At 57.6% G+C, this 24,642-nt stretch carries 23 protein-coding genes and 1 tRNA gene; 7 read left to right on the top strand and 17 right to left on the bottom strand.

Annotated features, from left to right (window positions below; all coding sequences use genetic code 11):
• The first annotated feature begins 119 nt into the window (after positions 1-119).
• A complete protein-coding gene (locus ABD937_RS11815) occupies positions 120-2,630 on the top strand; it encodes a beta strand repeat-containing protein (RefSeq protein WP_345255926.1) in 2,511 nt (836 codons plus the stop codon).
• A gap of 62 nt (positions 2,631-2,692) precedes the next feature.
• Here ABD937_RS11815 and rocD read toward each other — a convergent pair whose 3' ends face one another.
• The 5 genes from rocD to ABD937_RS11790 all read right to left on the bottom strand — a co-directional run bounded on the left by rocD (position 2,693) and on the right by ABD937_RS11790 (position 7,505).
• Positions 2,693-3,928: an ornithine--oxo-acid transaminase gene (gene rocD / locus ABD937_RS11810; RefSeq protein ID WP_345255925.1), complete on the bottom strand. Its 1,236-nt coding sequence runs from the start codon at positions 3,926-3,928 to the stop codon at positions 2,693-2,695.
• 153 nt (positions 3,929-4,081) lie between these two features.
• Complete coding sequence (ispE, locus tag ABD937_RS11805; RefSeq protein ID WP_345255924.1) at positions 4,082-4,912, bottom strand: 4-(cytidine 5'-diphospho)-2-C-methyl-D-erythritol kinase; 831 nt, start codon at positions 4,910-4,912, stop codon at positions 4,082-4,084.
• 104 nt (positions 4,913-5,016) lie between these two features.
• Positions 5,017-5,640 (bottom strand): bifunctional nuclease domain-containing protein, encoded by a 624-nt coding sequence (locus tag ABD937_RS11800; RefSeq protein WP_345255923.1) that lies wholly within the window; start codon positions 5,638-5,640, stop codon positions 5,017-5,019.
• 93 nt (positions 5,641-5,733) lie between these two features.
• A complete protein-coding gene (locus ABD937_RS11795) occupies positions 5,734-6,693 on the bottom strand; it encodes an electron transfer flavoprotein subunit alpha/FixB family protein (protein ID WP_345255922.1) in 960 nt (319 codons plus the stop codon).
• Between the two features lie 71 nt (positions 6,694-6,764).
• Complete coding sequence (locus ABD937_RS11790) at positions 6,765-7,505, bottom strand: electron transfer flavoprotein subunit beta/FixA family protein (protein WP_345255921.1); 741 nt, start codon at positions 7,503-7,505, stop codon at positions 6,765-6,767.
• Positions 7,506-7,602: 97 nt separating this feature from the next.
• Here ABD937_RS11790 and ABD937_RS11785 point away from each other — a divergent pair, with 97 nt between their 5' ends.
• Both ABD937_RS11785 and tilS read left to right on the top strand, forming a co-directional pair.
• A complete protein-coding gene (locus tag ABD937_RS11785) occupies positions 7,603-7,914 on the top strand; it encodes a tetratricopeptide repeat protein (protein WP_345255920.1) in 312 nt (103 codons plus the stop codon).
• A 71-nt stretch (positions 7,915-7,985) separates the two neighbouring features.
• Complete coding sequence (gene tilS, locus ABD937_RS11780; RefSeq protein WP_345255919.1) at positions 7,986-9,350, top strand: tRNA lysidine(34) synthetase TilS; 1,365 nt, start codon at positions 7,986-7,988, stop codon at positions 9,348-9,350.
• Here tilS and ABD937_RS11775 read toward each other — a convergent pair.
• Entirely contained in the window at positions 9,304-9,957 is a 654-nt protein-coding gene (locus tag ABD937_RS11775; protein WP_345255918.1) for a rhomboid family intramembrane serine protease, read from the bottom strand. The two genes, tilS and ABD937_RS11775, sit on opposite strands and share 47 nt — an antisense overlap.
• Positions 9,958-10,119: 162 nt before the next feature.
• On the bottom strand, positions 10,120-10,593 hold the full coding sequence (locus ABD937_RS11770) for a 23S rRNA (pseudouridine(1915)-N(3))-methyltransferase RlmH (protein WP_345255917.1): 474 nt from the start codon (positions 10,591-10,593) through the stop codon (positions 10,120-10,122).
• A gap of 97 nt (positions 10,594-10,690) precedes the next feature.
• On the opposite strand from ABD937_RS11770, the gene ABD937_RS11765 reads away from it, so the two are divergent.
• The 3 genes from ABD937_RS11765 to ABD937_RS11755 all read left to right on the top strand — a co-directional run bounded on the left by ABD937_RS11765 (position 10,691) and on the right by ABD937_RS11755 (position 13,040).
• Positions 10,691-12,175 (top strand): hypothetical protein, encoded by a 1,485-nt coding sequence (locus tag ABD937_RS11765; protein ID WP_345255916.1) that lies wholly within the window; start codon positions 10,691-10,693, stop codon positions 12,173-12,175.
• Between the two features lie 302 nt (positions 12,176-12,477).
• Positions 12,478-12,768 carry a hypothetical protein gene (locus ABD937_RS11760; RefSeq protein ID WP_345255915.1) on the top strand — a complete coding sequence of 97 codons (291 nt, stop codon included), beginning with the start codon at positions 12,478-12,480 and terminating at the stop codon, positions 12,766-12,768.
• Between the two features lie 198 nt (positions 12,769-12,966).
• Positions 12,967-13,040 (top strand) — tRNA-Arg (locus ABD937_RS11755).
• A gap of 515 nt (positions 13,041-13,555) precedes the next feature.
• Here the strand turns inward: ABD937_RS11755 and ABD937_RS11750 are convergent.
• The 8 genes from ABD937_RS11750 to ABD937_RS11715 form a co-directional block, all read right to left on the bottom strand.
• Entirely contained in the window at positions 13,556-13,927 is a 372-nt protein-coding gene (locus ABD937_RS11750) for a hypothetical protein (protein WP_345255914.1), read from the bottom strand.
• A gap of 114 nt (positions 13,928-14,041) precedes the next feature.
• Entirely contained in the window at positions 14,042-15,328 is a 1,287-nt protein-coding gene (locus ABD937_RS11745; protein WP_345255913.1) for an NHL repeat-containing protein, read from the bottom strand.
• A 219-nt stretch (positions 15,329-15,547) separates the two neighbouring features.
• On the bottom strand, positions 15,548-15,775 hold the full coding sequence (locus tag ABD937_RS11740; RefSeq protein WP_345255912.1) for a helix-turn-helix domain-containing protein: 228 nt from the start codon (positions 15,773-15,775) through the stop codon (positions 15,548-15,550).
• A gap of 95 nt (positions 15,776-15,870) precedes the next feature.
• Positions 15,871-16,056 carry a hypothetical protein gene (locus ABD937_RS11735; protein WP_345255910.1) on the bottom strand — a complete coding sequence of 62 codons (186 nt, stop codon included), beginning with the start codon at positions 16,054-16,056 and terminating at the stop codon, positions 15,871-15,873.
• A 234-nt stretch (positions 16,057-16,290) separates the two neighbouring features.
• Complete coding sequence (locus tag ABD937_RS11730; protein WP_345255909.1) at positions 16,291-17,064, bottom strand: hypothetical protein; 774 nt, start codon at positions 17,062-17,064, stop codon at positions 16,291-16,293.
• Positions 17,064-17,918, bottom strand: a complete 855-nt coding sequence (locus ABD937_RS11725) for a hypothetical protein (protein ID WP_345255908.1) — start codon at positions 17,916-17,918, stop codon at positions 17,064-17,066. The genes ABD937_RS11730 and ABD937_RS11725 overlap by 1 nt, the downstream gene beginning before the upstream one ends.
• A gap of 125 nt (positions 17,919-18,043) precedes the next feature.
• The gene (locus tag ABD937_RS11720; protein WP_345255907.1) at positions 18,044-18,343 is read right to left on the bottom strand and encodes a hypothetical protein; all 300 of its coding nucleotides are present in this window, start codon (positions 18,341-18,343) and stop codon (positions 18,044-18,046) included.
• Between the two features lie 407 nt (positions 18,344-18,750).
• The gene (locus ABD937_RS11715; protein WP_345255906.1) at positions 18,751-19,149 is read right to left on the bottom strand and encodes a response regulator; all 399 of its coding nucleotides are present in this window, start codon (positions 19,147-19,149) and stop codon (positions 18,751-18,753) included.
• 874 nt (positions 19,150-20,023) lie between these two features.
• Between ABD937_RS11715 and ABD937_RS11710 the strand changes: the two genes are divergently transcribed.
• Positions 20,024-21,595: a collagen-binding domain-containing protein gene (locus ABD937_RS11710; protein WP_345255905.1), complete on the top strand. Its 1,572-nt coding sequence runs from the start codon at positions 20,024-20,026 to the stop codon at positions 21,593-21,595.
• Positions 21,596-22,327: 732 nt separating this feature from the next.
• Here the strand turns inward: ABD937_RS11710 and ABD937_RS11705 are convergent.
• Both ABD937_RS11705 and argS read right to left on the bottom strand, forming a co-directional pair.
• Entirely contained in the window at positions 22,328-22,576 is a 249-nt protein-coding gene (locus ABD937_RS11705; protein ID WP_345255904.1) for a hypothetical protein, read from the bottom strand.
• Between the two features lie 100 nt (positions 22,577-22,676).
• On the bottom strand, positions 22,677-24,557 hold the full coding sequence (gene argS, locus ABD937_RS11700; RefSeq protein ID WP_345255903.1) for an arginine--tRNA ligase: 1,881 nt from the start codon (positions 24,555-24,557) through the stop codon (positions 22,677-22,679).
• Positions 24,558-24,642: the final 85 nt, after the last annotated feature.

Here is a 24,642-nt window from a genome sequence, read left to right as displayed (position 1 = left end):
TGCAAACGCCTCTGTAATACGAACGCCGGCCCACCAGGGCCGGCGTTCTTTGTTAACGGCGATGCATACTGGTATTCACCTAATTTTACTCCCTGCTTTGACCAGCAAAACTTATTGACATGAGAAAAACATCCCTTTTGCTTATTGCCCTCTTTGCAGCCTTCGGAGCGGGCGCCCAGCTGACCGGCATCAAGAATATCCCCGGTGACTACCCGGATCTTGCGGCCGCAGTGACCGCGCTGAACGCCTCCGGTGTCGGCGCAGGCGGCGTCAAGTTCAATGTAACGACCGCCCAGACCACCAGCACTGGCTATGCGATCACGGCCACCGGCACGGCCACCGATTCCATTGTTTTCATAGGCAATAACAACACGATCACGGCTACCGGCAGCGCCGCGAGCACGGCCGACGCCATCTTCTCGCTCGCCGGCAGCGATTACGTCACCATCCGCGGCTTCGTAATGACGGGCGATAACAACGTGGAGTGGGGCGTGCTCCTGGGCCGTAAGAATACGGCGGCGCCCTTCGACGGCTGCGTGATGAACGTCGTGCGCGACAACACGATCAGCCTGAGCAAGACTACCGTGAACAGCACCGGGATCTACCAGGCCCACCTGGTGCCCGGCAGCAGCACCGTTCTGGGTACTACCGGCCTTGTAATCACCGACGCGCACACCGGCAATACGTTCGCCGGCAACAATATCTCCAACGTCTACCTGGGCATTGTAACCAGCGGTCCGTCGGTAGCGGCTGCATACGACAACACGACCCTGATCAGCGGGAACACGATCACCAACTTCGGCGGCGCCTCGAGCGGCAATAACGTTTACGGGATCCGGGCCCAGAACTTTGGCTCGGTGACCATTTCCGGAAACTCCATTACCAATGGCGCCGGTACTTCGGTGACCGCCTATGGCATTCAAACGGCCAACGGCAGCGGCGGCGCGACCATAGCAAACAACACCGTACAGATGACCGGCTCCGGAAGCACCACCGCCATCTACGGCATCGGTACTTCGGGTGCTACCGCTTCCCAAGGCATTTTCATCGAAGGCAATACGGTGTCGAACTGCAATTATACTACGGCTACGACCGGAGTGTTCTCGGCCATCGTGAACGTCAACACCACCACTCCCGGTCCCGGGACGCTCGCCATCCAGAACAACACCATTTCCGCCAACAGCCATTCCGGCTCCGGCACTTTTTACCTCATCGATGGGGGCGTGGCGAGCTCGGTGGTTGTATTGGGCAACACAGTATCCAACAACATCAAGACCGGCGCCAACGGCGTTCTGGGATGCATTCGAATCGACAAGGCATTATCGATCAACGTTTCCAACAACCAGCTCCTGAATAACGGGATCCCGACTACGTCGGGCAGCGGCACACCCATCCCGTCGGCCTACGGCGTGATCGTGAGCAGCAATACCGCCACCGCTGAACAGTATACCGGCAATACCGTAACGGGCCTTTCGATCGGCGGCTCGCATACGACTACGAACGCGAATGTGTATGGGATCTTCCCGAACGCTACCTCGATGGGTACCCGCACGGTGAGCCGCAACGTCGTCGGCAACCTTTCCAGCACGCTCGGCGGCAACGTATACGGCATCTACTGGGGACAGAGCTTCGATATCGTGACCCTGTCGAGCGGCAGCATCAGCAGCAACCGTGTGTATGATCTTTCCGGCGCCTCGGCCAACAGTGCCGTGTCGGGCATTTACCTCGTTTCGGGCCGGCTCACCGGCGTGAGCAACAACATCGTGGGCGACCTGCGGGCGCCGGCTGCCTTTGCCAACAATCCCGTTAACGGTATCAACGTGCAGGGCGGCACGACCGTAAACGTCTACTACAATACAGTATACCTGAATGCAACGAGCACCGGCACCAGTTTCGGATCGAGCGCCCTCACCGCTTCGTCCAGCTCCGTACTCGACCTGCGCAACAACATCCTGATCAACACTTCCACGTCCAACGGCACCGGCCGCACGGTGGCCTACCGCCGCAGCGGCACGGCGCTCACCGGCTACACCGGTAACAATAACATCTTCTTCGCCGGTACGCCCGGTGCGTTCAATAATATCTTTTACGACGGCACCAACGCCGACGAGACGCTGGCCGCCTACAAGGCCCGCGTAGCCCCGCAGGACGCGGCCTCCCAGACCGAGAACGTCCCCTTCATCAGCACCAATGGAGCGCAGCCCGGCTTCCTGCACATCGCTGCCACGGCCACTACGGCGGCGGCCAATGGCGGTGCACCCGTGACCGGCATCAGCTCGGATATCGACCAGGAGCAGCGCGACGGCACCACGCCCGATATCGGCGCCGACGAGTTCAGCTTCACCACCACCGCCATCCGTCCGGTGGATGCCTCGCTTACCGAAGCCGTGCTCTTCCCGAGCATCGTACGGGGTAGCGCCACGCTCCGGGTGCACAGCCTGCGTGCCCAGCGGATCAACTGGCTGCTGACCGACGCCTCGGGTCGTGTATACCAGTCGTTCAGCCAGCCGCTGCAGGCGGGTGTCAATACGCTGCCGCTTTCGCTGCAGGGGCTGCCCGCCGGCAGTTACCAGCTTACCGGCAGCAGCCCGCGCGGAAAGGCAGCCGTGGTTCGGTTCGTTCGCCAGTAGCTTCCTTGATCGCATGAAAAAGCCCCCCGACGTTACCGTCCGGGGGGCTTTGTTAATTCTGCTCAGGAGAGGATGCGCATGCTTTTGCCGATCCGCTCCACCGCGTCGTCGACCTGCTCGCGGGTGATGACGAGGGGCGGGGCGAGGCGGATCTTGTCGCCATGGGTGGGCTTTGCCAGCAGGCCGTTGTCTTTCATAGCGAGGCAAAGACGCCAGGCGGCTTCCTTGTCGGGGTGCGCGATCACGATGGCATTGAGGAGGCCTTTGCCGCGAACGAGCTTGATGAAGGGCGACTGCAGGTAGCGCAGCTGCTGCCGGAAATATTGGCCCAGCACCTCGGCGTTCTCCACCATGCCTTCGTCTTTCAGCACTTCGAGCGCGCTCATGGCCACCGCGCAGGCCAGCGGGTTGCCGCCGTAGGTGGATCCGTGCTCGCCCGGGCTGATGGTGAGCATGATGGGATCGTCGGCCAGCACCGCGCTTACCGGCAGCACGCCCCCGCTCAGTGCCTTGCCGAGGATGAGGATATCGGCGCGCACGTCTTCGTGGTCGATCGCCAGCATCCGGCCCGTGCGGCCCAGCCCCGTCTGGATCTCGTCGGCAATGAAGAGCACGTTGGCTGCCGCGCAAAGCTCTTTGGCCGTGCGGAGGTAGCCTTCGTCGGGCACCACCACGCCGGCCTCGCCCTGGATCGGCTCCACCAGGAATCCGCAGACGTTCTCGTCGCGGAGGGCGGCCTTGAGCGCCTCGGCATCGTTGTAGGGGATGAGCTCGAAGCCGGGCATGAAGGGACCGAAGTCGGTATAGGAAGAGGGATCGGACGAGAAGGAGATCACCGTAGAAGTACGGCCGTGGAAATTCTGTTTGCACACGATGATCTTCGCGGCTCCCTCGCGGATGCCCTTGACGCGGTAGCCCCAGCGCCGGGCCAACTTGATGGCGGTTTCCACGGCTTCCACGCCCGTGTTCATCGGCAGCACCTTGTCGTAGCCGAAATAGCGGGTGATGTAGCGCTCGAACTCGCCGAGGAGGTTGCTGTAGAAGGCGCGTGAGGTGAGCGTGAGCTTTTGCGCCTGGGTAGTCAGGGCGCCGATGATGCGGGGATGGCAATGACCCTGGTTGACGGCTGAATAGCCGCTCAGGAAATCGTAGTACTGCTTGCCCTGGACGTCCCATAGGTGAACGCCGAGGCCGCGCTCGAGTACGACGGGAAGAGGATGGTAGTTGTGGGCGCCATACTGGTGCTCCAGCTGCATATAATGATCGGGTGCATGCACCGCAGGTACAGGGGTAGACATAAGCCTAAACGATTTAACGGTAAGAAGAAGATTGCGCGAAGAGGGGAAAAAGAAGGATGCGTCCTCAGTGGTTGAGGAGGTCGAGGTTGGCTTTCAGGAAAGGAAGGGTTGTGTGCATCCGTTGCGGCTATGCCTCAAAAATAAGGAAAATCATCAGGCCGACAAGTGGGCGGCGTCGCTGCGGTACAGGAAATAGCGATCCGGGAAGGAGAGGAAGGGCGGATCCTGGAATAAACCGTACACGGCCGAACCGCTGCCGGTGAGCGATGCGTAGGTAGCGCCCGCCTCATACAGTGCTTCCTTAATGCCGGCGATCTCCGGGTATTGCGCGAACACCGATGGCTCGAAGTCGTTTTCCAGCGCTCCTTTCCATCCGGCGGGTGCAAGGGTGGCCAGCGTCCGTAGCGAGGGCCGGTCGTCGTTGGGCTGCACGCCCTTGAACGCAGCAGCAGTGGGGATATGGATACCGGGGTGCACGATCACGAGGGTATAGGCCGACAAGTCGAGGGAAAGCGGCTCGAGCGCCTCGCCGCGGCCCTGCGCGAAAGAGGGGCTGTTGCGGATAAAAAAGGGACAATCGGAGCCAAGCTGCAGGGCATAATCCAGCAGTTGCGCTTCGCTGAGGCCCAGCTGCAGCTTCCGGTTCAGCAGGGTCAGCGTGAAGGCGCCGTCGGCCGACCCGCCACCGAGGCCCGCGCCCGTGGGTACTACCTTATGCAGGTGCAGGCGCACCGCCGGCAGATCTGGGAAGTGCTGCAGCAAGAGCCGGTAAGCTTTATAGCAGATATTGCTTTCGGGGGCGCCTTCCACCGCGCGGCCAGAGGCGCTGAATTCGATCGTTCCGTGTCCTTCCACCTGCACGAGCTCGAGGGCATCTGCGAGCGGCACCGGGTAAAAGATCGTCTCCAGGTCGTGGTAGCCATCGGCGCGCCGGCGGCGTACCTGCAGCCCGAGGTTGATCTTGCAGTTGGGAAAAACGATCATGGGAAGTCAAAAGTAAAAAGTCAAAATTCAAAAACCGGATCGGACGCCTAGAGTCCTTTTGACTTTTGAATTTTGACTTTTGAATGGTTGTAGTGCAGCAGGTGTTACTTTTTCTTTTTCCGGTTGTTGATCTCGTCGCGGATGGCAATGGCCCGGAGGTAATCCTCGGCCTCCAGCACTTCATTGAGCAGCGTATTCAGGTCTTCGAGGGAGAGGCTGCGGAGGTCGTCCTTGCCGCCGGAGCTTGCAGGGGTATCGTCCTCGTCGTCATCGTCGGCGGCGGAGGGAGAGGATTTGCGGCGCTTTGAAGCGCTGCTGTCTTCCATCATGATGCCGGCGGAGTCGAGGATGTGCTCGTAGGTATACACGGGGCAGCCGAAGCGTACGGCGAGGGCAAGGGCATCGGAGGTGCGGGAGTCAATCTCGATGGTATCGTTATCGGAGGAGCAAACCAGCTTGGAGTAAAAAATGCCTTCCTGGAGGTCGGAAATGATGATCTCGTGCAGCTCGATATTGAAGGCACTCATGAAGTTCTTCATCAGGTCGTGGGTCAGCGGACGGCTCGGCTGCATCTTTTCGAGGGCTACCGCGATGGCCTGCGCCTCGAATCCACCGATCACGATCGGCAAGCGTCTTAATCCACCCACTTCGCCCAGCACCACCGCATAAGAATGTGTTTGTGTAATGCTATGCGACAACGCCACAATTTCCAGTTCTATTTTCTTCATATATCCGTGTATCTGTACTTGCTGCTGTTACAAACCTAGTGATTTTAGGCAATAAAAATGCCACAGCGGGGGCTGTGGCAGTGTAAGCTCTGCTTAGGCGCCTTTCACCTTCCGGACAGCCTCGAGCATCTTGGGCACCACCTCGAAGGCGTCTCCCACAATGCCATAGTCAGCGGCCTTGAAGAAGGGTGCTTCCGGGTCTTTGTTGATGACCACGATGGTCTTGCTGCGGTTGACGCCGGCCAGGTGCTGGATGGCGCCGGAGATACCGATGGCAATGTACAGGTTGGGGGCGATGGCTACGCCGGTCTGCCCAACGTGCTCGTTGTGGGGGCGCCAATGGGCATCGGCAACGGGGCGGCTGCAGGCAAGGGCGGCGCCCAGCACGTCGGCCAGCTCCTCCACCATCTTCCAATTTTCCGGGCCTTTGAGGCCGCGGCCGGCGCTCACCACCACGTCGGCTTCGGTGAGGGCCACTTTGCCGGAGGTCTTGGTAGAGCCGGTCACCTTGATGCGCGGTGCGTCTACAGTGGCGCTGAACGGAACCACCTCGGCGGTGCCGCCTTTTTCAGCAATGGCAAAGGCGTTCGGGTTGAGCGCGATCACCTTACGCTCGGTCTTTACTGACACCTGCGCGAAGGCCTTGCCGGAGAATACGTTCTTGCGTACAGTGAAGGCGCCGCCGGCTTCAGGAAGGGCGGTGGCACCCGACACGAGCCCGGCCTTGAGGCGCACGGATACGCGCGGGGCGATGGCCTTGCCGGAGGAGTTGTTGGAGAACACGATCACGTTGGCGCCGGTTTGCTCGGCAGCCGCGGCAATGATCTTCGCATATACCTGGGCGTCGATGGCGGCGAGGGAGCCGTCCTGCACCTGGTGCACTTTCGTGATGCCGTACTTGCCGAGGTCGGAGAGGCCTTCGGGGTTGCCGAGCACGATCGCTTCAGCGGAGGTGCCGCTCTGGGCGGCGAGCTGCGCGCCATAGGAAGCCGCTTCGAGCGAAGCTTTCTTGATATGGCCGTCGATATGGTCGATGAAAACGAGAACAGACATGATGTAGGGATCTTAAGATTTGGAGATGGAGTGATCGGGATGTCAGATCTCAGATCTGAGATCTCAGATCGTTAGATTACTCTTGCTTCTTCGTGGAGCATGCGCACGAGCTCTTCCACCTGGTCGGGCGAAACGAGCTTCACGCCGGCCTTTGCCGGGGGGAGGCCAAAGGCAGCCACCTCGGTGAGGGTTTCGGCGGAGGCTTCCACTACCTTGAGGGGCTTGGTGCGGGCCGCCATGATGCCGCGCATGTTGGGGATGCGGGCCTCGGCCATACCCTTCTGGCAGGAAAGCACGAGGGGCAGCGCCACCTCAACGGTCTCTTCGCCACCTTCGATCTCGCGCTTCACGGTAGCGGTGGTGCCCGCTACCTGCAGGTTGGTGGCGAGGGCGATATAGGGCATATCGAGCAGCTCGGAAAGCATGCCGCCCACAGCGCCGTTATTATAATCGATCGTTTCCTTACCGGTGAGGATGAGGTCGTAGCCGCCAGCCTTGGCCACCTCAGCGATGGCGCTCGCTACCTGGTACGGGTCGGTCGGCTCCACGTTGATTCGGATCGCCTCGTCGCCACCCAGGGCCAGGGCCTTGCGGATGATGGGCTCGGCGTCGGCACCACCTACCGTTGCGAGGTGAATGGTCGTAGACGCGTCGGCCTCCTTCAGCTCGATGGCACGCACGAGGGCATACCATTCGTCGTAGGGATTGATGATCCACTGCACGCCGGCTTCCGCGAATTTCGTGTTGTTGTCGGTGAAGGCTATTTTTGCCGTCGTATCTGGCGTCTTAGAGATACACACCAAGATTTTCATATAAACAAACAGTTTTAAGGAGTGAAGCCAAAGGTTGCATAAGCAACCATCCGGCATGCAAATATAAGCTTTCACCACTGCCAAAATACTTTTTCCGATGGACCGCATTGCCCGAATAAAGGAGCTGCTGCAGGCGCAGCCCGACGACTCTTTCCTGCACCACGCGTTGGCGCTCGAGCACATAAAATCGGGCGACGACGATACGGCCCGCAGCCTCTTCGAGGCCCTGCTGGCGCGGGATCCGGGCTACGTGGGTTCTTATTACCACCTGGCCAAGCTGCTCGAGCGGCAGGGCGATGAGGCTGCCGCCATTGCCGTGTACGAGCAGGGCATGACGACCGCAAAAGCCGCCGGCGACAACCATGCATTTTCGGAGCTGCGCTCGGCCCACGAGGAGCTCACGATGTAAGCCCTTTTCGCTCGTTTTTTCCTGTTGACCAACGTATCCAAATTACGCCCGCCGGTGCGCACCGATCGCTTATGGACCTTTTACCCGCTTTTCTTCAATATGCCCGCCGACAGGGCCTGTTCGCGCAAAAAGAGCGCTTGCTCGTAGCCGTGAGCGGCGGTCTTGACTCGGTGACGCTGGCGCAACTGTGTCGCCGTGCCGGGATTCCGTTTGCTGTTGCGCATTGCCATTTCGGGTTGCGCGGCGCTGAGAGCGATGGCGATGCCGTGTTCGTGGGCGGGCTCGCCGAAGCCTGGGGCGTGCCTTATTTCGAGCAGACCTTTGCCACCGAAACCTATGCCGCCGAGCACCGCGTGTCGATACAGGTAGCGGCCCGCGACCTGCGCTACGCCTGGTTCCGCGAGCTCGTAGCCACCCGCTGGCCCGGCGCCCGCATCGCCACCGCCCATCACGCCGACGATAACGCGGAAACATTGCTGATGAACGTTTGCCGCGGCACGGGCATCGCCGGGCTGCAGGGCATCCCGCCGAAAGCCGGCAACGTGGTGCGTCCCCTGCTGTTCGCCACCCGTGCGGAAATCGCGGAATATGCCACGGAGCAAGGACTTACCTGGCGGGAGGATGCTTCCAACGACTCCGACGACTACACGCGCAATCATTTCCGCCACCACGTGCTGCCCGCCATCGAGACCGTATTTCCACAGGTACGGAAGGTGCTTGCCGGCAATGCAGTCCGCTTTACTGAAGCGGCACAGCTGTACCGCGAGGCGGTAGCGGGATCGTTGAAGAAGATCGGGGAGCAGCGGGGTGCGGAGCTGCATGTGCCGGTGCGGCGCCTCCTGCAGCTTGTACCGCTCGACACGCTGCTCTTTGAGCTGGCGCGTCCGTACGGGTTCACCCCGGCGCAGACCGGCGAGCTGCACCGCCTGCTCCACGCCGAATCGGGACGTTTTGTACTGTCGTCCTCGCACCGCGCCCTGCGCTACGGGCGCTGGCTCATCATCGCACCCCTCACTGTTGCCGACAACACGGTGCACCTCATCACCCGCGAAACACCGGCGGTAACCGTGGGAGAAGGTCTGCTCGAATGGGAACTGTTGCACCAGCTACCCGATGAACTACCGGCCGGGCCCGGGATCGCCCTGCTCGACGCAGCGGAGCTGGAGTTTCCGCTTGTACTGCGGCGGTGGAAAGCAGGCGACTACTTCTACCCGCTGGGCATGCGCAAAAAGAAAAAGGTGGCCCGCTTCTTTATCGACAGCAAGCTGTCGCGCATCCGCCGCGAAGCCGCCTGGGTACTCGAATCCCACAAAAGGATCGTGTGGGTGGTGGGGATGCGGATCGACGACCGGTTCAAGGTGGGGCCTTCCACGAGGCGCGCCCTTCGGTTTACCTGGTCCAGCCTTCCGCCCGCAGGTAATACTGAACGCCGTTGATGAACTCCTGGACGGCGGGGTAGCCGGCGATGGCGCCTACAATGATGATGAAGCCGACCCCGAACAGGGCGCCCCAGAAGTGCGCGGAATGATTGATATTATCGCCACCGCGCCGGTCGAGATAGGAGCTGAGGATAAGGTACAGCGGTCCGTAAATAAAGCCCGGGATGATGGGCGGAATGATGAACAACCCCACTTTGATATAGGGCGCCACCATAAGGCCCGCAAACACAACCGCGCTCACGGCACCCGACGCGCCGAGGCTGCGGTAGTGTTGGTTGTGCCGGTTGCGGAGGTGCGTCGGAAGCAGCGATACAAAGAGGGCCAGTATATACATGCCGAGGTAATACCACTTGCCGGCCCCGCCGAAGATCTCGAGGAACTTTTGCTCCACGAAGCGCCCGAACAGGTACAGCGAGATCATGTTGAACGCGAGGTGGAACACATCGCCATGGATCAGCCCACAGGTAAAGAACCGGTACCACTGGCCACGTTGAACCGATGGCGGATGGTAGATCAGGTCGTCCACCGTTTTGGGGCTGCTGAAACCACCGATCGAAACAAGCACGGTAATGAGGATGATGCTGATGGTCATGCTGATGCTCATGTGGAACAAGTTGGCGGCAAAAGTAGGTGGAATGCCGGATGTTGCCGTTTTGCGGTCAGGGGATGGCGGCTTAACTGACCCCAGTTGCGGCCGCAGCCTGAAGCAACTGCCGCTCCGCTTTTACTAATAGACCAATAAACTAATAGACCAATAAACCACACCTCACTTATGGTGGTACTTCTCGTTGCGGAGGATGGTGCATGCACGGTAGAGCTGCTCCGCCAGCAGCAACCGCACGAGCTGGTGCGGAAAGGTTAGCGCGGAAAGCGACCACTGGAGCTGCGCCCGCTTCAACACGGCAGGGTCGAGGCCGAAAGCGCCACCGATGAGGAACACGATGTGCCGGGTGCTCTCGGTGGCCCGCTGTTGCAGGAATGCGGCAAGTCCTTCGGAGCTCAGCATCTTGCCGCGCTCGTCGAGGGCGACCAGGAAATCGTCGGGCTTCAGCCAGTCGAGCACGAGCTCGCCTTCGCGCCGCCGCAGTTCGGGCTCAGCCATCGTGGCTGCGTTCCTGGGCACCGGCAGGATCTGCCATTCGGCCGGGAAGTAACGGGAGAGCCGCTTCGTGAAATCGTCGATCCCGGCCTTTACATAGGGTTCGTGGTTCTTGCCGATGGTCCAGAGGGATAGCTTCATGAGGGGCAATAGTAGGCAATTTTCCCCTTTCCGCTGCGGCTTCCGGAACGCCCGTGCTTAGTATAGATTTTGCAACAAGGCTCCCAAAAAGGATCAGGTGCAGGTTTTCAAGAAAGGAAGTGGAATAGCCGGGCTTTGGATGGTGCTGGCGATCCTGGCGGGCGCCGGGAGTACGCAGGCGCAGGGAAGCCGGCGCGATTCGGTACTGGTGGCCGCCAGCATGCAGTATGGCAACGAAACCTGGCTTCGCCGCCTGTTCCTGGGCTCCAACTACCGCCGCGATTGGGAAACCCCCGTGAAGCTTCCCGTATTTCACCTTAAGGCGCAGGGCTATACGATTTCGGAGCTGGGTGGCGGCAAGCAAACGAAGTCGCTGCAGCTCAAGGATGCGCAGGGCCGCGAGTGGGCGCTCCGCACCGTGGATAAGGACGTGACGATGGGACTCCCGCCCGCGCTCCGCAAAACCTTCTTCCGGCGCCTCACGCAGGACCAGGTTTCGGCGGCGCATCCCTACGCGCCGCTGGTGGTTTCCCGTCTTGCCCGCGCGATGGGGGTGGTGGCCCCGGCGCCTAAGTTCTACTATATTCCCGATGATCCCGACTTCGGCGAATTCCGCAGCATGTTCGCGCACACGGTGTGTATGCTCGAAGAGCGCGAGCCAACGCCCGATGGTTCCGATACCCGCAACAGCACCTCCATGATCGAGAAGATCCTCGCCGACGGCACCCGCGTGCCCGATGCGGAGTCGATCCTGAAGGCCCGCCTGCTCGACATGCTGGTAGGCGACTGGGACCGGCATGCCGACCAATGGCGCTGGGCCGACCGCAAGCGCGAAGGCGCTACGTATTACTACGGGATCCCCCGCGACCGCGATCAGGCCTTCTTCCGCGCCAACGCGCCCGTGCCCCGGTTTATGCGGATCCTCGGACTCCGCTTCCTGGTTTCCTTCGACGGCGATTTTTCGAACCTGAAAAGCCTGAACTATAAATCCTGGCCGTTTGACCGCTTCTTCCTCGGCAGCCTCGACCGCGAAACCTGGAAGCGGGCGCTTGAGGACATCAAGACGCGGCTCACCGACGACGTAATCCGCGACGCCGTGCGGGCGCTTCCCGCGGAAGTGTATGCGCTCAGTGGCCCGCGCATCGAGCGTGACCTGCGTGGCCGCCGCGACCGCTTCGCGGATAAGGCGATGTCCTATTATAAATTCCTTTCGGGCGTGGTGGATGTGTACGGCAGCAACCGCGAAGAAGAGTTCGTGGCTTCGGGCAGCGGCGACAGCTTGCGCGTGCAGGTATACCAGTTTGCCGGCGGAAAGCGCGGGCGCCTGCTGTACGAGCGGCGCTTCCTGCGTGGCGATACCCGCACGGTGCGCCTGCATGGTCTTCGGGGCAACGATCGCTACACGATCGCCGAGGGCGGAAGCCGCATCCGCGTAGAGCTGCTCGGCGAGGAAGGTGTGGACCGCTATTCGGTAGGCCGCGGGCAGAAGGTGCGCATCCGCGATGCCGACCGCGCCACCGAAGGGCCGGCAGGGAAGCGCGATCCGCGTAATGACGTCGCGGCCGGTGAGCCCTTACGGTGACCGGCCCGCGAAAATAGGGCAGGGGCCTGCGCTGTTTTTGGGTCGATCGTAGAACTACGTGCGTGGTTTTGCAGGCACATCGCGTAAGTACCCACGTGTGCGCCTTCCCTGAATGAGCGGTTCTAAGCCGGAAAACCTAAGAGCTTTCACTATTCGTGCCGGAAGGACAAATCCCTAGCATGCGGCTTTCCGGGGAGCAGGGCGGGCCCTCTTCAAAAAAAAAGTTCAAGGAACTTTGTTTTTCGAAATCTGAAATCTACTTTGGTTTCGTTAATCCGAATAACCAATTAAAACCCGTCCTTATGAAAAAAGTGCTTCTCGCAGGATTCCTGCTGTCTGTTGGTGTCATCAGCGCCAATGCCCTCACCGCCCCGGTTCAGATCCAAATGAGCGCTCCGCTGCCCAAGCCCCTTCAGGATGCTTTTGCCGCGTATGAGGCCAGCCTCGCTGCCGAAGGCAAAGTGGTTTCCAACCTGGTGTGGACCCGTGTGCAGGGCAAGCACATCGCGAATTATGAAATCATCAACATCGAAACGGGCGAAGGCGTGGTTACGTCGTCGACCTGGATGTCGAACGGAAACCGCATCAATTGATCCGTTCCGATCGAATGAGGAGCCCCGGCAAATGGCCGGGGCTTTTTTGTATCGGTGGGTGTTGTTCCGCTCGCATGGACGTCGAACACCTTGATAGCGAAGTAGATCGTGCCGCCGCTCCGCGCTTTTTTAAAAATTTTTTTTGACCGGGTTTTGTTTTTTTACGGCCGGCCTCCCTATATTTGCACTCCCAACGATGGCTGCGTAGCTCAATTGAATAGAGCATCTGACTACGGATCAGAAGGTTTCAGGTTTGAATCCTGACGCGGTCACACTGAAGATCAAGGACTTACAGCAATGTAGGTCCTTTTTCTTTTTCCCGTTTGCCCGCATTTTGCCTGCGATTGCCTCTTTTCTGCCAGTTCGGGAGGTCTGGCGTCCATTCATTGCCGTTACAAAGTAGGGTAGGGCGCGGCAACTGTTGGGCGCTCAACAACGTTAGTTGTGATCCGACCCGGATTCAAACCTATGACCCCACAGTTCCGGGCGCTCGAGGATGAGAATCTAGCACCCCGACAAGATGCAGGCCGGGCGCGGGCTCTCGAATCCATACTTGTACTTTATTGGGTCGCCGGTTCGAATGACACTAGGATTCGAACCTGAATCCGGGAAGGATTCAAACCTGTGAGCCTTTACCGAGTAGGCATGAAAAAGCCCGGCTCTAGTCCGGGCTGCCCCAACCCTTCGAGCGCCTTTGAAGTATATGAGCTTGTAGTTTTTTAAAACGACCTATAGATCAAGTAAGTTCGGCCCGGTCTTTTGCCTGGGCTTCTTTCATTGGCCCTTATTAAACAGCACCCACTATAACAGGATCGTGAATCTCAGGCTTTGGCGGGTTCTTCCGGTCCCGGTTGATCGGGTGGGGATTGTCCCAAGAGATCCGCTTGTCTTCGGCCCTAACAAGGCGCTGGTAAATGTCTGTTTCTTGGGCTTGGTAGGTCATTATAGCGGCCGCCAGCTTGTAGACGATGCCCCGCGTGGGCGTGCTGTATCCTTCACCCTGTAGGGCGCCCCATTTGCCCCCGAAGTATACGAGCAGGTAGCAGTACCCGTTACCGAAGTCCACCTCCCAGGAGGGCAGCAACTTCTTGCGGCCGATGTGTACGGAGGCCTGCTTCGGGCCGGTGGTAGAAACTACAGAGATTCGAAAGGAGGCCAACGGGTTAAATTGTGTTCGATCACGAATCCCTCGCTGCAGAAAATCAGCCGCTTTAATGCCTAGAGGTTTACGTGCTATGGTATGACAAGCTGTGCTGGCGGAGCGAGTGATGTCCTATCGAAGTTGCCAGCGACTAACTCTGCCGTCGCGAGCAATGAACAACCTTCTGTACTTGTCGATGTATATTCCTAAAGTAAGGACCTGTCCCGGGAAGCTAGTTGGAGAAATAATCGGTTCGGTCACGCCGGAAGTTGCTCCCGGTACCCACTTTTGAATCCGGGAATTGGCCAAATCGGAAACATAAAGATTGCCCAAGTGGTCTAATTCTATATCCGATATATTGTCGAACTGATTGGGCGCATTACCACGACCGTTGCCACCTGCTACCACATAGGCCGCACCCCCACCTGCCGGGATTTTCCACACTACTTCATTAGCCCACTCAGCAATATAGAGATTCTTATAAGCATCCACAGTAATCGCCTTGGGCGTAAGCCCGCCGCCAACTGTATCTCTGGAATAGACAGTAACGCCTGCCGCTGCACCAGGAGCCCACTTCTGGACCCGGAACTTAAAGTCGCTGATTCTGTCCAGAATGTAAATGTTCCCCTCATTGTCTACGCATCCATCAACAAGATAGGTGAACTGATTGGGAAGTGTTCCTGTTCCATTGCCGCCGGCTACTGACACGCCATTGCGTATCACTCTTTTGTTTACAAGATCAATTACGTAAAGCGAGTTTTGGGAGTCGCCAAATACGCTACCGAACGTATTATAAACGGTACCGCTCATTACTATTTGTGCTGATGTGGCGCCTGGTGCCCACTTTGAAACCCTATTGTTTCCGGATCCCTCAGCGGCATAAACATTATTTGACGAATCGACCCAGACGCTATGAGCGCGTACCTGGTTGAGTGCGCTGCCTAAAGTGGAGGAGAAGCCGGCTACAGTTACCAGCGTGTCGCCGCTTACTGTTGCATTGAATGTCAATGGCGATCCGTCTACGTGATTGCCATTCGCATACTTTACCGATACGATCACCCTGTAGGGCCAGGTGCCATTTACGAATCTCCATCTGTTGGATGACTCACCGCTCGCATTTGTCGTGGTATTCGGAAAGTCCAAATTCCCGTTCCCTGATGCGGCCACCCAGGAAACATTTAGACCGGGTACACCTGCACCGGCAGAATCCTTCACCTTGATAACAAGGGGCAGCGGTAAATATTGATAGGCGACCCCGGCTTGATTGTCACCAGAGCTGATGGAAACAGTGGTAGTAGCGGTCGGAGGCGGCGGCGGCGGCGTAGGGTTTCCTGGTGGCGTAGGGTCGCTGCCGCCCCCCTTATTGCATGAAGAAAAAGCAAGGGCAGCCCCAAGGGCAAGTAAGTAGAGGGGTCTCATGGCAGTTAGTTATTTGAAATGTGATAGTGTCTGTAAGGTAAAGGGGGAACTATCTCTTGAAAGAACCATTCTGAATCCAGAGGTTCCACCAGTCTAAGACTCCCGTAAACTAAGGTAGGAAGAAATTGGTGTCCTTGCTACTCATAGGCATGACATCGACTGCCCTCAAGGCCGCCTACGCTCGACGTAACCCAGAACTGGAGTCAAACTGTGCACAGTTCAATAGATGCTTCCCGCTTTGCCTAGCGTCGGGCGTACGGAGTAGATGGCGCGCTTCGGCTTGTTGGAGCGGCCGGCCAGGTACTCGTTTAGATGCTCTACGGAGATCCGCCAGTCGCCGCCTATGAGGGCTGCGATAAGGTCGCCTTTCTTGATAGCGGCCCTGACTGCCTGATGCCCTACCCGGAGGGTGGCGGCTGCTTCGTTGATAGTGAGGAGCTGGTTCATATTTGAAAATACAAAAGCCTTGACCCGTTCTTCAGTGGAATTATCCCTCTATCCGAACGGCCAAGGCCTAGATAACGTTAGCCATGATTCAGCACCTAAAGATCTTCGTCGCTTGTTTCATTAAATAATCCGATAGTCCGCTCCCAAAAGTCTTTGCCTCGGGTCTTTGGTAGATAGGGCCGTTCCTGCCATAAACTACGATGCTCGTCATTTATACTTTCCTTCGGCTCATCGGCGCCCCCTTCCTGAGTATCTATAGGCTCATCTTTTTTGTCTACCATAGTGAGTCAATGTTTATACGATCAAGATAGGGTGCCAGGAGGTCTGTACTTGTGAAGGTGCGGGCGTACTTCCACCGGTAGCCGCTGCGCTGGTACTGGGCCTATAGGCTTTCAATCTACCAAGCCCCGTTAATGTCGATCCTATCCAGATAAGGCGCCAACAGGTCAGGATTTCGGAAGCAGCGTACATCCTTCCACCTAGACCTTTCATTTGTAACTATGCCGGGGATGCGTCTACCGGCTTGACTGACCCGAACGCGACTGCCTGCCCGAGCGAACATGCCTTATCCAAGCATCTAAAACCGCTTCTTCCATTTTCGACAGTGAGTCTTCAGCATAACGGTATTCCGAATATCGGAAATACCCATTCCTAACAAAGTCCATCCGCAACACCGGGCATCCTAGCCGGTTGCCGAGGCCGTGGTCGATTTGCAAAGGCAGCCCTTTCTTCTCGCAGCTATAATAGGCAACGATCGATCCGACGCTTGCAGTGCCGTCAGGTCCTTGCTGGAGCCGATAACCTTTCAAGCGGCTGAACCGGGTGCCGTTCAACGTAGTGTCCGGCAGCCGGATCATACTTCCGGTATACATGAAGGTGTCGTTCATGAACATTTTCCAGCCGTCTTCCACCCTCCCCAGAGAATCTACGTTATGCACCTTGACAGGCTGCGCTGTATCCGAAAAATTCAGGAAATCATAAAACGTTTTCTGCCGCATATCGATCAGCACATACTTATGCACCGGGAAACTAACATGCCTCACATTGTTCACTTCGTCAAATTGGGTCCGAAGCACTGTTGCGACTGCGAAACTGTCTTTGTAGATATATTTAAGCTCTCCTGATACGGAGTCCGGCTCTATCACCTTACGCTCCGGATTGAACCACCATACCTTATGTACGACAGTCCCTTTCTGCACAGATCTCTTCGAAGAAAAGCAGCCCGGAATCAAAAAGAAGGAAAGGAGTATGAGCACAACGCTCACACTCCAAGATTTTGTTTGATACATCAGGGCACTATTTGGGGCGGCGTCCATTGCTTATTATTGGAGAGTGGGACATCTAATGGATGAGTGGCGTCAGCGAAGTGGACCTTCCCCGACACGGACGCTGCGGCCTGTGATGAAGTAAAGTTCACTACGGCCTGCAACTGCGTCCAAGCTGCACTTCCAGCATAGCCGTCAGAGAATCCTGCTGATCGGTTGTGTACGATTCCGGTAATCGATTTCACGCCCGAAACCTTCTTGCCGGAAATTGTCTCAAAAGAATAGACCACATAATGTCCGCTTGCCGGGGCGCCAACGACCCAGTTTACTCCTTTGTGATAAAGATATTCAAATTCATAATCAACGCCATAACCTCCACCACCACCGCCTGAACTCCTCCCATCGCCTTCGGGGCAGACGCTTGCCATGTTCGGATCACTGCATCCACCTCCTGAACATGTCGTCGTAACATACTGCGAAGATGTTGACGTAGAGCCATCCACGTAAGTTACCGTTGTGACCATGAACCAGTCAATACACCCCTGTCCGCGACCTGTTTGTGTCGGCTCCTTAGCTTTCAATTTAGCGAACTCGGCAGATCCGTTTTCTTTTAAATCAAGCTCGAAGTTTCGTCGGCCGTTCACACCATAAACGATAAATTTTCCTTTCAGGTTCAATTTATCATGATTAAGTAAAGTTTTCATGGTCGCTGCTGATATAGCATTTGTCCCATTCCCATGCGGTCTGTAGAGTACGATCCCGCCTTGCTGAATTCTACCGTCTTGCTTAACTAATAGTAGATTGACAGAAGCCCTCTCGTCGATCCGGTACGCCTCGGCAAAGGCTTTGTCCACAGGCACTAATGCCCTGGAGAACATGCGTGCAGTCTTTGAGAACACCTTTGACGCGGAAGGAGAGATGATCGACACCCGGGAGTTGTACGTGCAGTTCCACTTCCCGACTGCGATCTTGCCGGTGGCCGACTGATTGAGCGGCTCCGTCGTTACCGTCTTCTGTTTACCAGTTCAAGCATTTCCCTGATCCGGTAACCCATTTCGCCGACGGTTCCGGGTTTGGGCAGGATGGGCGTATGCAGCGACGTCGCGATCAGGCGATCGATACCGTCGTTCGTATTCGAAAAGAGCACCGCTGAAATGGCGGGCAGGTTCATGTCGGCCTTGATCGTTACCAGTTTCTGGATACCATTGATCACATGCATCGGAATGTCGATGACGATGCGGCATACATCCCGGTTGGGGCGGTTCAGTGATATGTAGGTGAGCAGTGCAAGCCCGCTGGACAATGTTCTAATAGGCTGTTTGGATTATTGTGGTTTCTGAGAATCCTGAAATGGACGGCCGCCGCGGCCTTAGCACGCCCCCGAAGCTTCGGGGCGCTGCGTCGCCGCTCGAAATAGGCCGCTGGAGGCCTGGCCGGCCCGTACATTAATTCAAACAGCGTCTTAGCCTGACGCCGGGCCGGTGCCGAAGGGCCGTTGCAAACAATGTATGGTAAACATCGTCATCGTCGGCGTACATGACAAGGTTCTTGATCACAGGTATATTTTATTCGGCGCACCATGAACAAAAGGGGCAACATCCGCGCCTGAAAGGGCAGGGCCACATATTTTCAGCCAAATGCACCGGTACCTGGTGCGGGATCGTGGTTCGCACGAAGGTGGACCAACCCTATACCACCGGACTAGTGTTGTTATGGCCAGCGGATCCGGAGTATGTTCCGGATCACGAGCCGTAGATCCCGCAGAACGCAGGGTTTTGTCACCATCAGAACCTCGTGCCGAAGGCAAAACAACGCATCGAGCGAGCTGGAAGACGTCGTAAACACAACCAGTGGAATCCGCCGCAGTTGCTCGTCGCGACGGATCAGCACCAGGGCCTCGCGACCGGTAACCACCGGCATATTCATGTCCGTGATGATCATTCCGGGCAAGGCATGCAGCGTCTTGGCCCGGTTGAGTTGGTCGATCAGCTCAAGACCGTTACTGGCAGTTGTGATACAAACCTCGCGGTCCACCTCATGCGCAGTCTCGTTGAAGAGCATCAGATCGTCGGGGTCGTCGTCAGCCCATAGAACTTGGTGTGTATTCATTTAGGCGGTTTTTAAGGTTTCGATAATCGTCAGTCGGTAGCGCAGAGGAATGAAGCACGCCTTTCTTGAAAAAGGGATGCCCGGGGTTTGTTTGGCCGGATCGGACTTGAAGGAGCGAAGCGTTGTCCGCGTTGACTTTCAGCGGTTCGTGCAGGAACAGCGAATCAAAAGGTATGAGGTAGGCAACATCGTAGTACATAGGTTCATCGCCATTTAAATATTGCATTCGGAACGAAGGGTGCAATGGGATGTGTACGGATACGACTAAAAAGAGGGTAGGTGCGCTTCGAAAAAGGTAACGGCGCTCTTACAAAGCTACCCTAATGGACACCGAAAAGCAAGGAATATCGAAATTATTTTAAAAATTTTCGTAATGCATTAAGCTGCAGTTGATAGCGCCCTGTAAGCTGTTTCCTGGCCGGTGTTCGCGCGGGATCGTTTCCCGCAACCGGCGCGCTGTATCAGTAGAATTGCGGTACGTGCAACATGCTACCCAATCCCACTGCAATCCCCTTATACGCGTCATTTGCACCCCTTGTCGATGGCCAAGGAGTCCGCCGGATTTCAGGTGAGTATTCGTCCCGTTTTTTATGGTCCATCAGCCTGTAGACTTTCTTTTGGCATCAGCTGTTCAAAAGTTGGTTATGGTACGCGAATTGAACGCATTATGTTCTGGAGCGCACCTTTTCCCGCAACCTTGCTTCGCAACTCCTTCTCATTTTTCCAGCGCTCTTCCTTCCTATAATCCTCCATTGCATGTTTTCACTCCGGCGCCTTGCTCATGCACGGATGCCGGTACCAGCACCGACCGAAATGGCCGCGCCTAAATGCGTGGTCTGCCGATACGCCTTTTCGCAAACCTAAAATGAAACACATGCACCCTTCTTTACGCAACTGTTCGCTCACCATTGTACTATCGCTTTCGCTACTACCCGACGTCCGTTCACAAACCTTTGCCCCTACTGCACAGGCAAAGGACTTCAACATCTTCACGGAAGCGTCCTTTTCCCTTCATTCCGGTACCGTACAGGGCCCGGTAGCCATCGGTACGGATCTTATTCTGACAGGCAACGGCACGGTGGCCAGCCTGCACAGCGGAACGTACCCTACCTATGCCTCGAACAACAACGATAATTACGGTATCGCCATCGGCGCGCGTACGATCTTCACCAGCGGCAGCCTGAGCCGGGTGCTCCGCGGAAAGATACGCCTTGCGGATGCCGTCGGCACCCGTGTCTGGTATACCAACGGCGGCGCGGCCGTCAATACAAAGCTCACCACACAGGCGGGCACCTTCAACTCCAACCCGGCCTTGCAGGCAGACCGCACGCAGACTGCTCCGGATGCTACTGGCAGCACCGGGATCGATGTTGCGGACGCGTTCCTCGACTTTTCCGATTACCATACGCGGATCGCCACCTGGAAGGTGAGCACCGATCCGCGTCTGAACCACCTTACACTTCCCGCGGGCACGAGTGCCACGCTCACCCTCGTGGCAAATAAGATCAACTACCTGAACGTAACGATGGCGCAGCTTACGGCGCTCACGGGCTCGCTGACGCTTTCCGGCGCGTCGCTCAGCGCGCAAACGATCCTGGTGATGAACGTGGACGTAAATGGCACGTACGCATGGGCACCTCCCAACATGAGCAGCCTGGGCGCTTCCGCCGGGGCACATATCCTATGGAACTTTGCCGGGGCTGCCAACCTGCAGATCAGCGGTAACCGGGCGCTCTACGGAACGCTCCTGGCGCCACTTGCAGCACTGTCATTTACCAATAACAACGGCGCCTATGGCCAGGTGGTGGTGCGGTCGATAACGCTCGGAAATGCCACCATCCGCTACCACGTATTTTCTACTACGCTTCCCGACGTGCCCGAGGCCATCGTACTGCCCCTGCGGAGCATCAGCCTCACCGGTGCCTACTCGGGCGAATCGGTTGAGCTTCAGTGGGAAGTACTCGACGAGGTGGCCATTGAAGAATACGCGATCGAGCGAAGCACCAGCGGCACTGATTTCCGGGAGATCGGGGTCGTGCGCAGCAGCGGGGATCACAGCCGCTTTACGTACAGATTTACCGATGCTGCTCCCGACCGCCAGGCAACACTCGTTTTTTACCGCGTTCAGGTGCGCGAACAGAATGGTAGCCGCTACTATTCAGCGGTAAGGGCTGTAAAGCAAACGCTCTCAGCTCAATGGAACTTGTGGCCCAATCCGTTTGCCGATCGGGTGCACCTGCGCTACCAGGCTTTCGCATCAGAAACCATGCACCTGCGCTTGTTGAACGCAGGCGGACAGCTGATGCAGGTGAAAGCTATGCTGATGCAGCCTGGTATGAACCAACTTGCCCTAAACGAACTCCAACACCTGGCGCCGGGTATTTATTTCGTAGAACTGCTGGGAGAACGCGGCCAGCGCATCGCCTGGCAACGGATCATGAAATGAACCCCAACACGATAAAGTGCCGCCAGTAAAACGCGCAATGGTACTCTATGAACACTTGACCTGTGAAAACACCAAACGAGAACCCCATTCCTGGGGTTTTCTCTTTTTTACAGATGGCACCTCCGCAAGAAGGCGGCAGAGCCGCCATGCACCATTATCCGGACGAGCTTTCGAGCAGATGGCTCCTGGCTGTAAACCGGCTAAACGATCATGATACGCGTTTTTGCACCTTGCCCGCCCCTGGTGTCACTTGCAGCTTGCACTACCATTCCAAAAGCGTTCGAAGCGGCACCCTTACCCGACACAACCGGGTGGTCCGCCATCAAGCAACTGCAGCGCAACGGCGCCCGCATCATCACTTTTGGGTTGGCACCGGCAGTACCGGGCCTGCATTCCCGCTCTCCATGGCGACAGAGCCGCGCCGCAGCCCGGCTTCCGGCACTTCCGATACAGAACCTCCTCCCCGCGTTGGCGGCACCGGTGCAACCTGCTGCGGCGCCGGTTTGCGGGAGGGTATACCTACAACGTCTGACCGGAACGGCACCGGCAAAGCAGCCTACGACGCTGCCATAAGAGGCAGGCGGCAGCGGCCGTGAGCAAGGCCAGAAATACGGTCACCATCAACCCCTTACGACACGGTACAGCAGGGCAGCTTCTGGGGCCTGCCCGTTCTTGTAGGTCTCTGCCATAAAAAAGCCGCAAACTATGTTGCGGCATCACCAGCTACACCCTTTAATGCTGGTCCTCGATCTTACGGGTTTCGGTCGTCGTTTTTGTCTTCACACCGCTGCTCCGCTTTTTCTTGCGGTGTACGAGGTTATACGCCTTATCCTTCACCGTTGTCTTGGGCTTCACCTTGGTCTTCGTTTCCGTATTCGAAGTGCTGTCGTAGGACTCGATCGTGGCCTCGGTCACGGTTTGTGCCTGAACCGCGGCGGTGCCCAGCAGCAGCACCCCGAAAAGCATCAGCATCTTTTTCATGGTTTGCTCTTTTGGGCTACCTGCAGCAAAGGTGGTACCAATCACGGCAAAGCCCCCGGCGTGGTGCCGGGGGCTTTGTAATAAAACGATTCGGATCCGCTTACATCCGCTCGGGTACACGGATCCCCAGCAGGGCCATCGAGTCGCGCAGCACCTGGGCGGTCTGGCGGCACAGTTCAAGGCGAAGGGCCTTCTTTGCCTCGCTTTCGGCCTGCAGCACCGGGTGTTCGGCATAGAACGCATTGTAGGTCTTGGCCACCGTAAACGCATAGTTGGCCATGGCCGACGGGTTGAAATCCCTGGCCGCGCCTTTTACGGTTTCGGCGTATTGCTCAATGAGCAGCAGCAGGTCTTTTTCCTTACGCAGCAGGCCTTCCGTGGAGATCTCAACGGCAGCGGTGCCGGCGCCCGCCTTGCGCAAAATGGAGCGGATGCGTGCATACGTATATTGAATGAACGGACCGGTAAAGCCCTGGAACTTGATCGTTTCCTCCGGGTTGAACAGCATCTTCTTCTTCGGGTCTACATGCAGGAGAAAGAACTTGAGCGCACCGAGCGCAATCGTTTCGTACAACTCCTTCAATTCTACTTCGCCGAACTCTTCGATCTTGCTGTGCTCCCGCGTTTCTTTCTCGGCTACCTGCACCATCTCGTCCACGAGGTCGTCGGCGTCCACCACCGTGCCTTCGCGGCTCTTCATACGGCCTGTGGGCAGTTCCACCATGCCATACGACAGGTGATGGATGCCGCCGGCATAGGGCGCACCAAGCTTCTCCAGAATGAGCTGCAGCACCTTCATGTGGTAGTTCTGCTCGTCGGCGATCACGTAGATGCTCTGATCGTAGGGGAACTGCTCGTATTTCTGCTGGGCGAGCCCCATGTCCTGCGTGATGTACACGGAGGTGCCGTCCTTGCGGAGCACCAGCTTTTCGTCGAGGCCGTCCGCCGTCAGGTCGATCCAGACGGAGCCATCGTCCTTGCGGAAGAAGACGCCTTTCTCGAGCCCCTCGTTCACCAGGTCGCGGCCGAGGAGGTAGGTCTGTGATTCGTAGTAGGTCTTGTCGAAGTCGGAGCCGATGCGTTGATAGGTTGCGTCGAAGCCTGCGTACACCCAGCCGTTCATTTGTTTCCAGAGGTCGATCACCTCGGGCTTGCCGGCTTCCCAATCCACCAGCATCCCCTGCGCTTCCTTCATCACCGGTGTGGCGGCACGTGCTATTTCCTTGAGGCCGTCGAGCGCTTTTTGTGCGGCCTCGCCCTTGCGGTCACCATTGGCCCAGTTCCGGTAAATGGCTTCGGCCTTGGTGCGCTGCGCGTCGTCGAGCCCGTCGAACTTGCCGTTCTTGAGGCGCTCGAACAGGGGCTCGGTCTGGGCCTTCAGCTCGGTTTCGAATTGTACGTAGTAGTGCCCCACAAAATGATCGCCCTTCATCCCGCTGCTTTGGGGCGTGGCGCCGTTCGCGAGCTTCTTCCAGGCGATCATGCTCTTGCAGATGTGGATGCCGCGGTCGTTTACGATGCAGGTCTTCATTACCTCGTTGCCGGCGGCTTCCAGGATGGCGGCGACGCTCCAGCCCAGGAAGTTGTTGCGCAGGTGACCGAGGTGCAGGGGCTTGTTGGTGTTGGGGGAGGAGTATTCCACCATCACTTTCTTGCCGGTGGCGGCGGCGGGCTCGAGCGCGTTGCGGAGAAAGCCGGGCAAAGCCGCGTCGGCCACAGAGAGGTTGAGGAATCCCTTGATCACGTTGAAGTTGGCGAACAGCTCCGGGTGCTGCGCCGTAAGGTACGCGCCGAGCTCCTGGCCAAGCGCTTCGGGCGACTTACGCAATTGCTTGATCAGGGCAAACAGCACCACGGTATAATCGCCCTCGAACTCGGGCTTCGTCTGGTTGACCAGGATATCGTCTGCGGAGGCCGCCACGCCGTACAGGCTGCTGATGGCGGCGGCGCTTACCTCTTTGATGCGGGCTACAAGGCTCATGCGTCGGCTTGAATTTGGCCGCGAAGTTACGGCTTCGAAAAAGGTTTTGAGCGGTTTTGGAAGGTTTTGACGGTTGTAACAGGCC

Origin of the sequence: Flaviaestuariibacter amylovorans (assembly GCF_039541815.1) — a bacterium.
GTDB classification, from domain to species: domain Bacteria; phylum Bacteroidota; class Bacteroidia; order Chitinophagales; family Chitinophagaceae; genus Flavisolibacter; species Flavisolibacter amylovorans.
Note: the sequence above shows the minus strand (reverse complement) of the source record. Positions and strands in the feature narration are given on the sequence as shown.

Excerpts from the sequence above, each read along its gene's own strand:
- ABD937_RS11815 (WP_345255926.1), top strand. The coding sequence starts at position 120 with ATGAGAAAAACATCCCTTTTGCTTATTGCCCTCTTTGCAGCCTTCGGA.
- rocD (WP_345255925.1), bottom strand. The coding sequence starts at position 3,928 with ATGTCTACCCCTGTACCTGCGGTGCATGCACCCGATCATTATATGCAG.
- ispE (WP_345255924.1), bottom strand. The coding sequence starts at position 4,912 with ATGATCGTTTTTCCCAACTGCAAGATCAACCTCGGGCTGCAGGTACGC.
- ABD937_RS11800 (WP_345255923.1), bottom strand. The coding sequence starts at position 5,640 with ATGAAGAAAATAGAACTGGAAATTGTGGCGTTGTCGCATAGCATTACA.
- ABD937_RS11795 (WP_345255922.1), bottom strand. The coding sequence starts at position 6,693 with ATGTCTGTTCTCGTTTTCATCGACCATATCGACGGCCATATCAAGAAA.
- ABD937_RS11790 (WP_345255921.1), bottom strand. The coding sequence starts at position 7,505 with ATGAAAATCTTGGTGTGTATCTCTAAGACGCCAGATACGACGGCAAAA.
- ABD937_RS11785 (WP_345255920.1), top strand. The coding sequence starts at position 7,603 with ATGGACCGCATTGCCCGAATAAAGGAGCTGCTGCAGGCGCAGCCCGAC.
- tilS (WP_345255919.1), top strand. The coding sequence starts at position 7,986 with ATGGACCTTTTACCCGCTTTTCTTCAATATGCCCGCCGACAGGGCCTG.
- ABD937_RS11775 (WP_345255918.1), bottom strand. The coding sequence starts at position 9,957 with ATGAGCATCAGCATGACCATCAGCATCATCCTCATTACCGTGCTTGTT.
- ABD937_RS11770 (WP_345255917.1), bottom strand. The coding sequence starts at position 10,593 with ATGAAGCTATCCCTCTGGACCATCGGCAAGAACCACGAACCCTATGTA.
- ABD937_RS11760 (WP_345255915.1), top strand. The coding sequence starts at position 12,478 with ATGAAAAAAGTGCTTCTCGCAGGATTCCTGCTGTCTGTTGGTGTCATC.
- ABD937_RS11745 (WP_345255913.1), bottom strand. The coding sequence starts at position 15,328 with ATGAGACCCCTCTACTTACTTGCCCTTGGGGCTGCCCTTGCTTTTTCT.
- ABD937_RS11740 (WP_345255912.1), bottom strand. The coding sequence starts at position 15,775 with ATGAACCAGCTCCTCACTATCAACGAAGCAGCCGCCACCCTCCGGGTA.
- ABD937_RS11735 (WP_345255910.1), bottom strand. The coding sequence starts at position 16,056 with ATGGTAGACAAAAAAGATGAGCCTATAGATACTCAGGAAGGGGGCGCC.
- ABD937_RS11730 (WP_345255909.1), bottom strand. The coding sequence starts at position 17,064 with ATGTATCAAACAAAATCTTGGAGTGTGAGCGTTGTGCTCATACTCCTT.
- ABD937_RS11725 (WP_345255908.1), bottom strand. The coding sequence starts at position 17,918 with ATGTTCTCCAGGGCATTAGTGCCTGTGGACAAAGCCTTTGCCGAGGCG.
- ABD937_RS11715 (WP_345255906.1), bottom strand. The coding sequence starts at position 19,149 with ATGAATACACACCAAGTTCTATGGGCTGACGACGACCCCGACGATCTG.
- ABD937_RS11710 (WP_345255905.1), top strand. The coding sequence starts at position 20,024 with ATGCACCCTTCTTTACGCAACTGTTCGCTCACCATTGTACTATCGCTT.
- ABD937_RS11705 (WP_345255904.1), bottom strand. The coding sequence starts at position 22,576 with ATGAAAAAGATGCTGATGCTTTTCGGGGTGCTGCTGCTGGGCACCGCC.
- argS (WP_345255903.1), bottom strand. The coding sequence starts at position 24,557 with ATGAGCCTTGTAGCCCGCATCAAAGAGGTAAGCGCCGCCGCCATCAGC.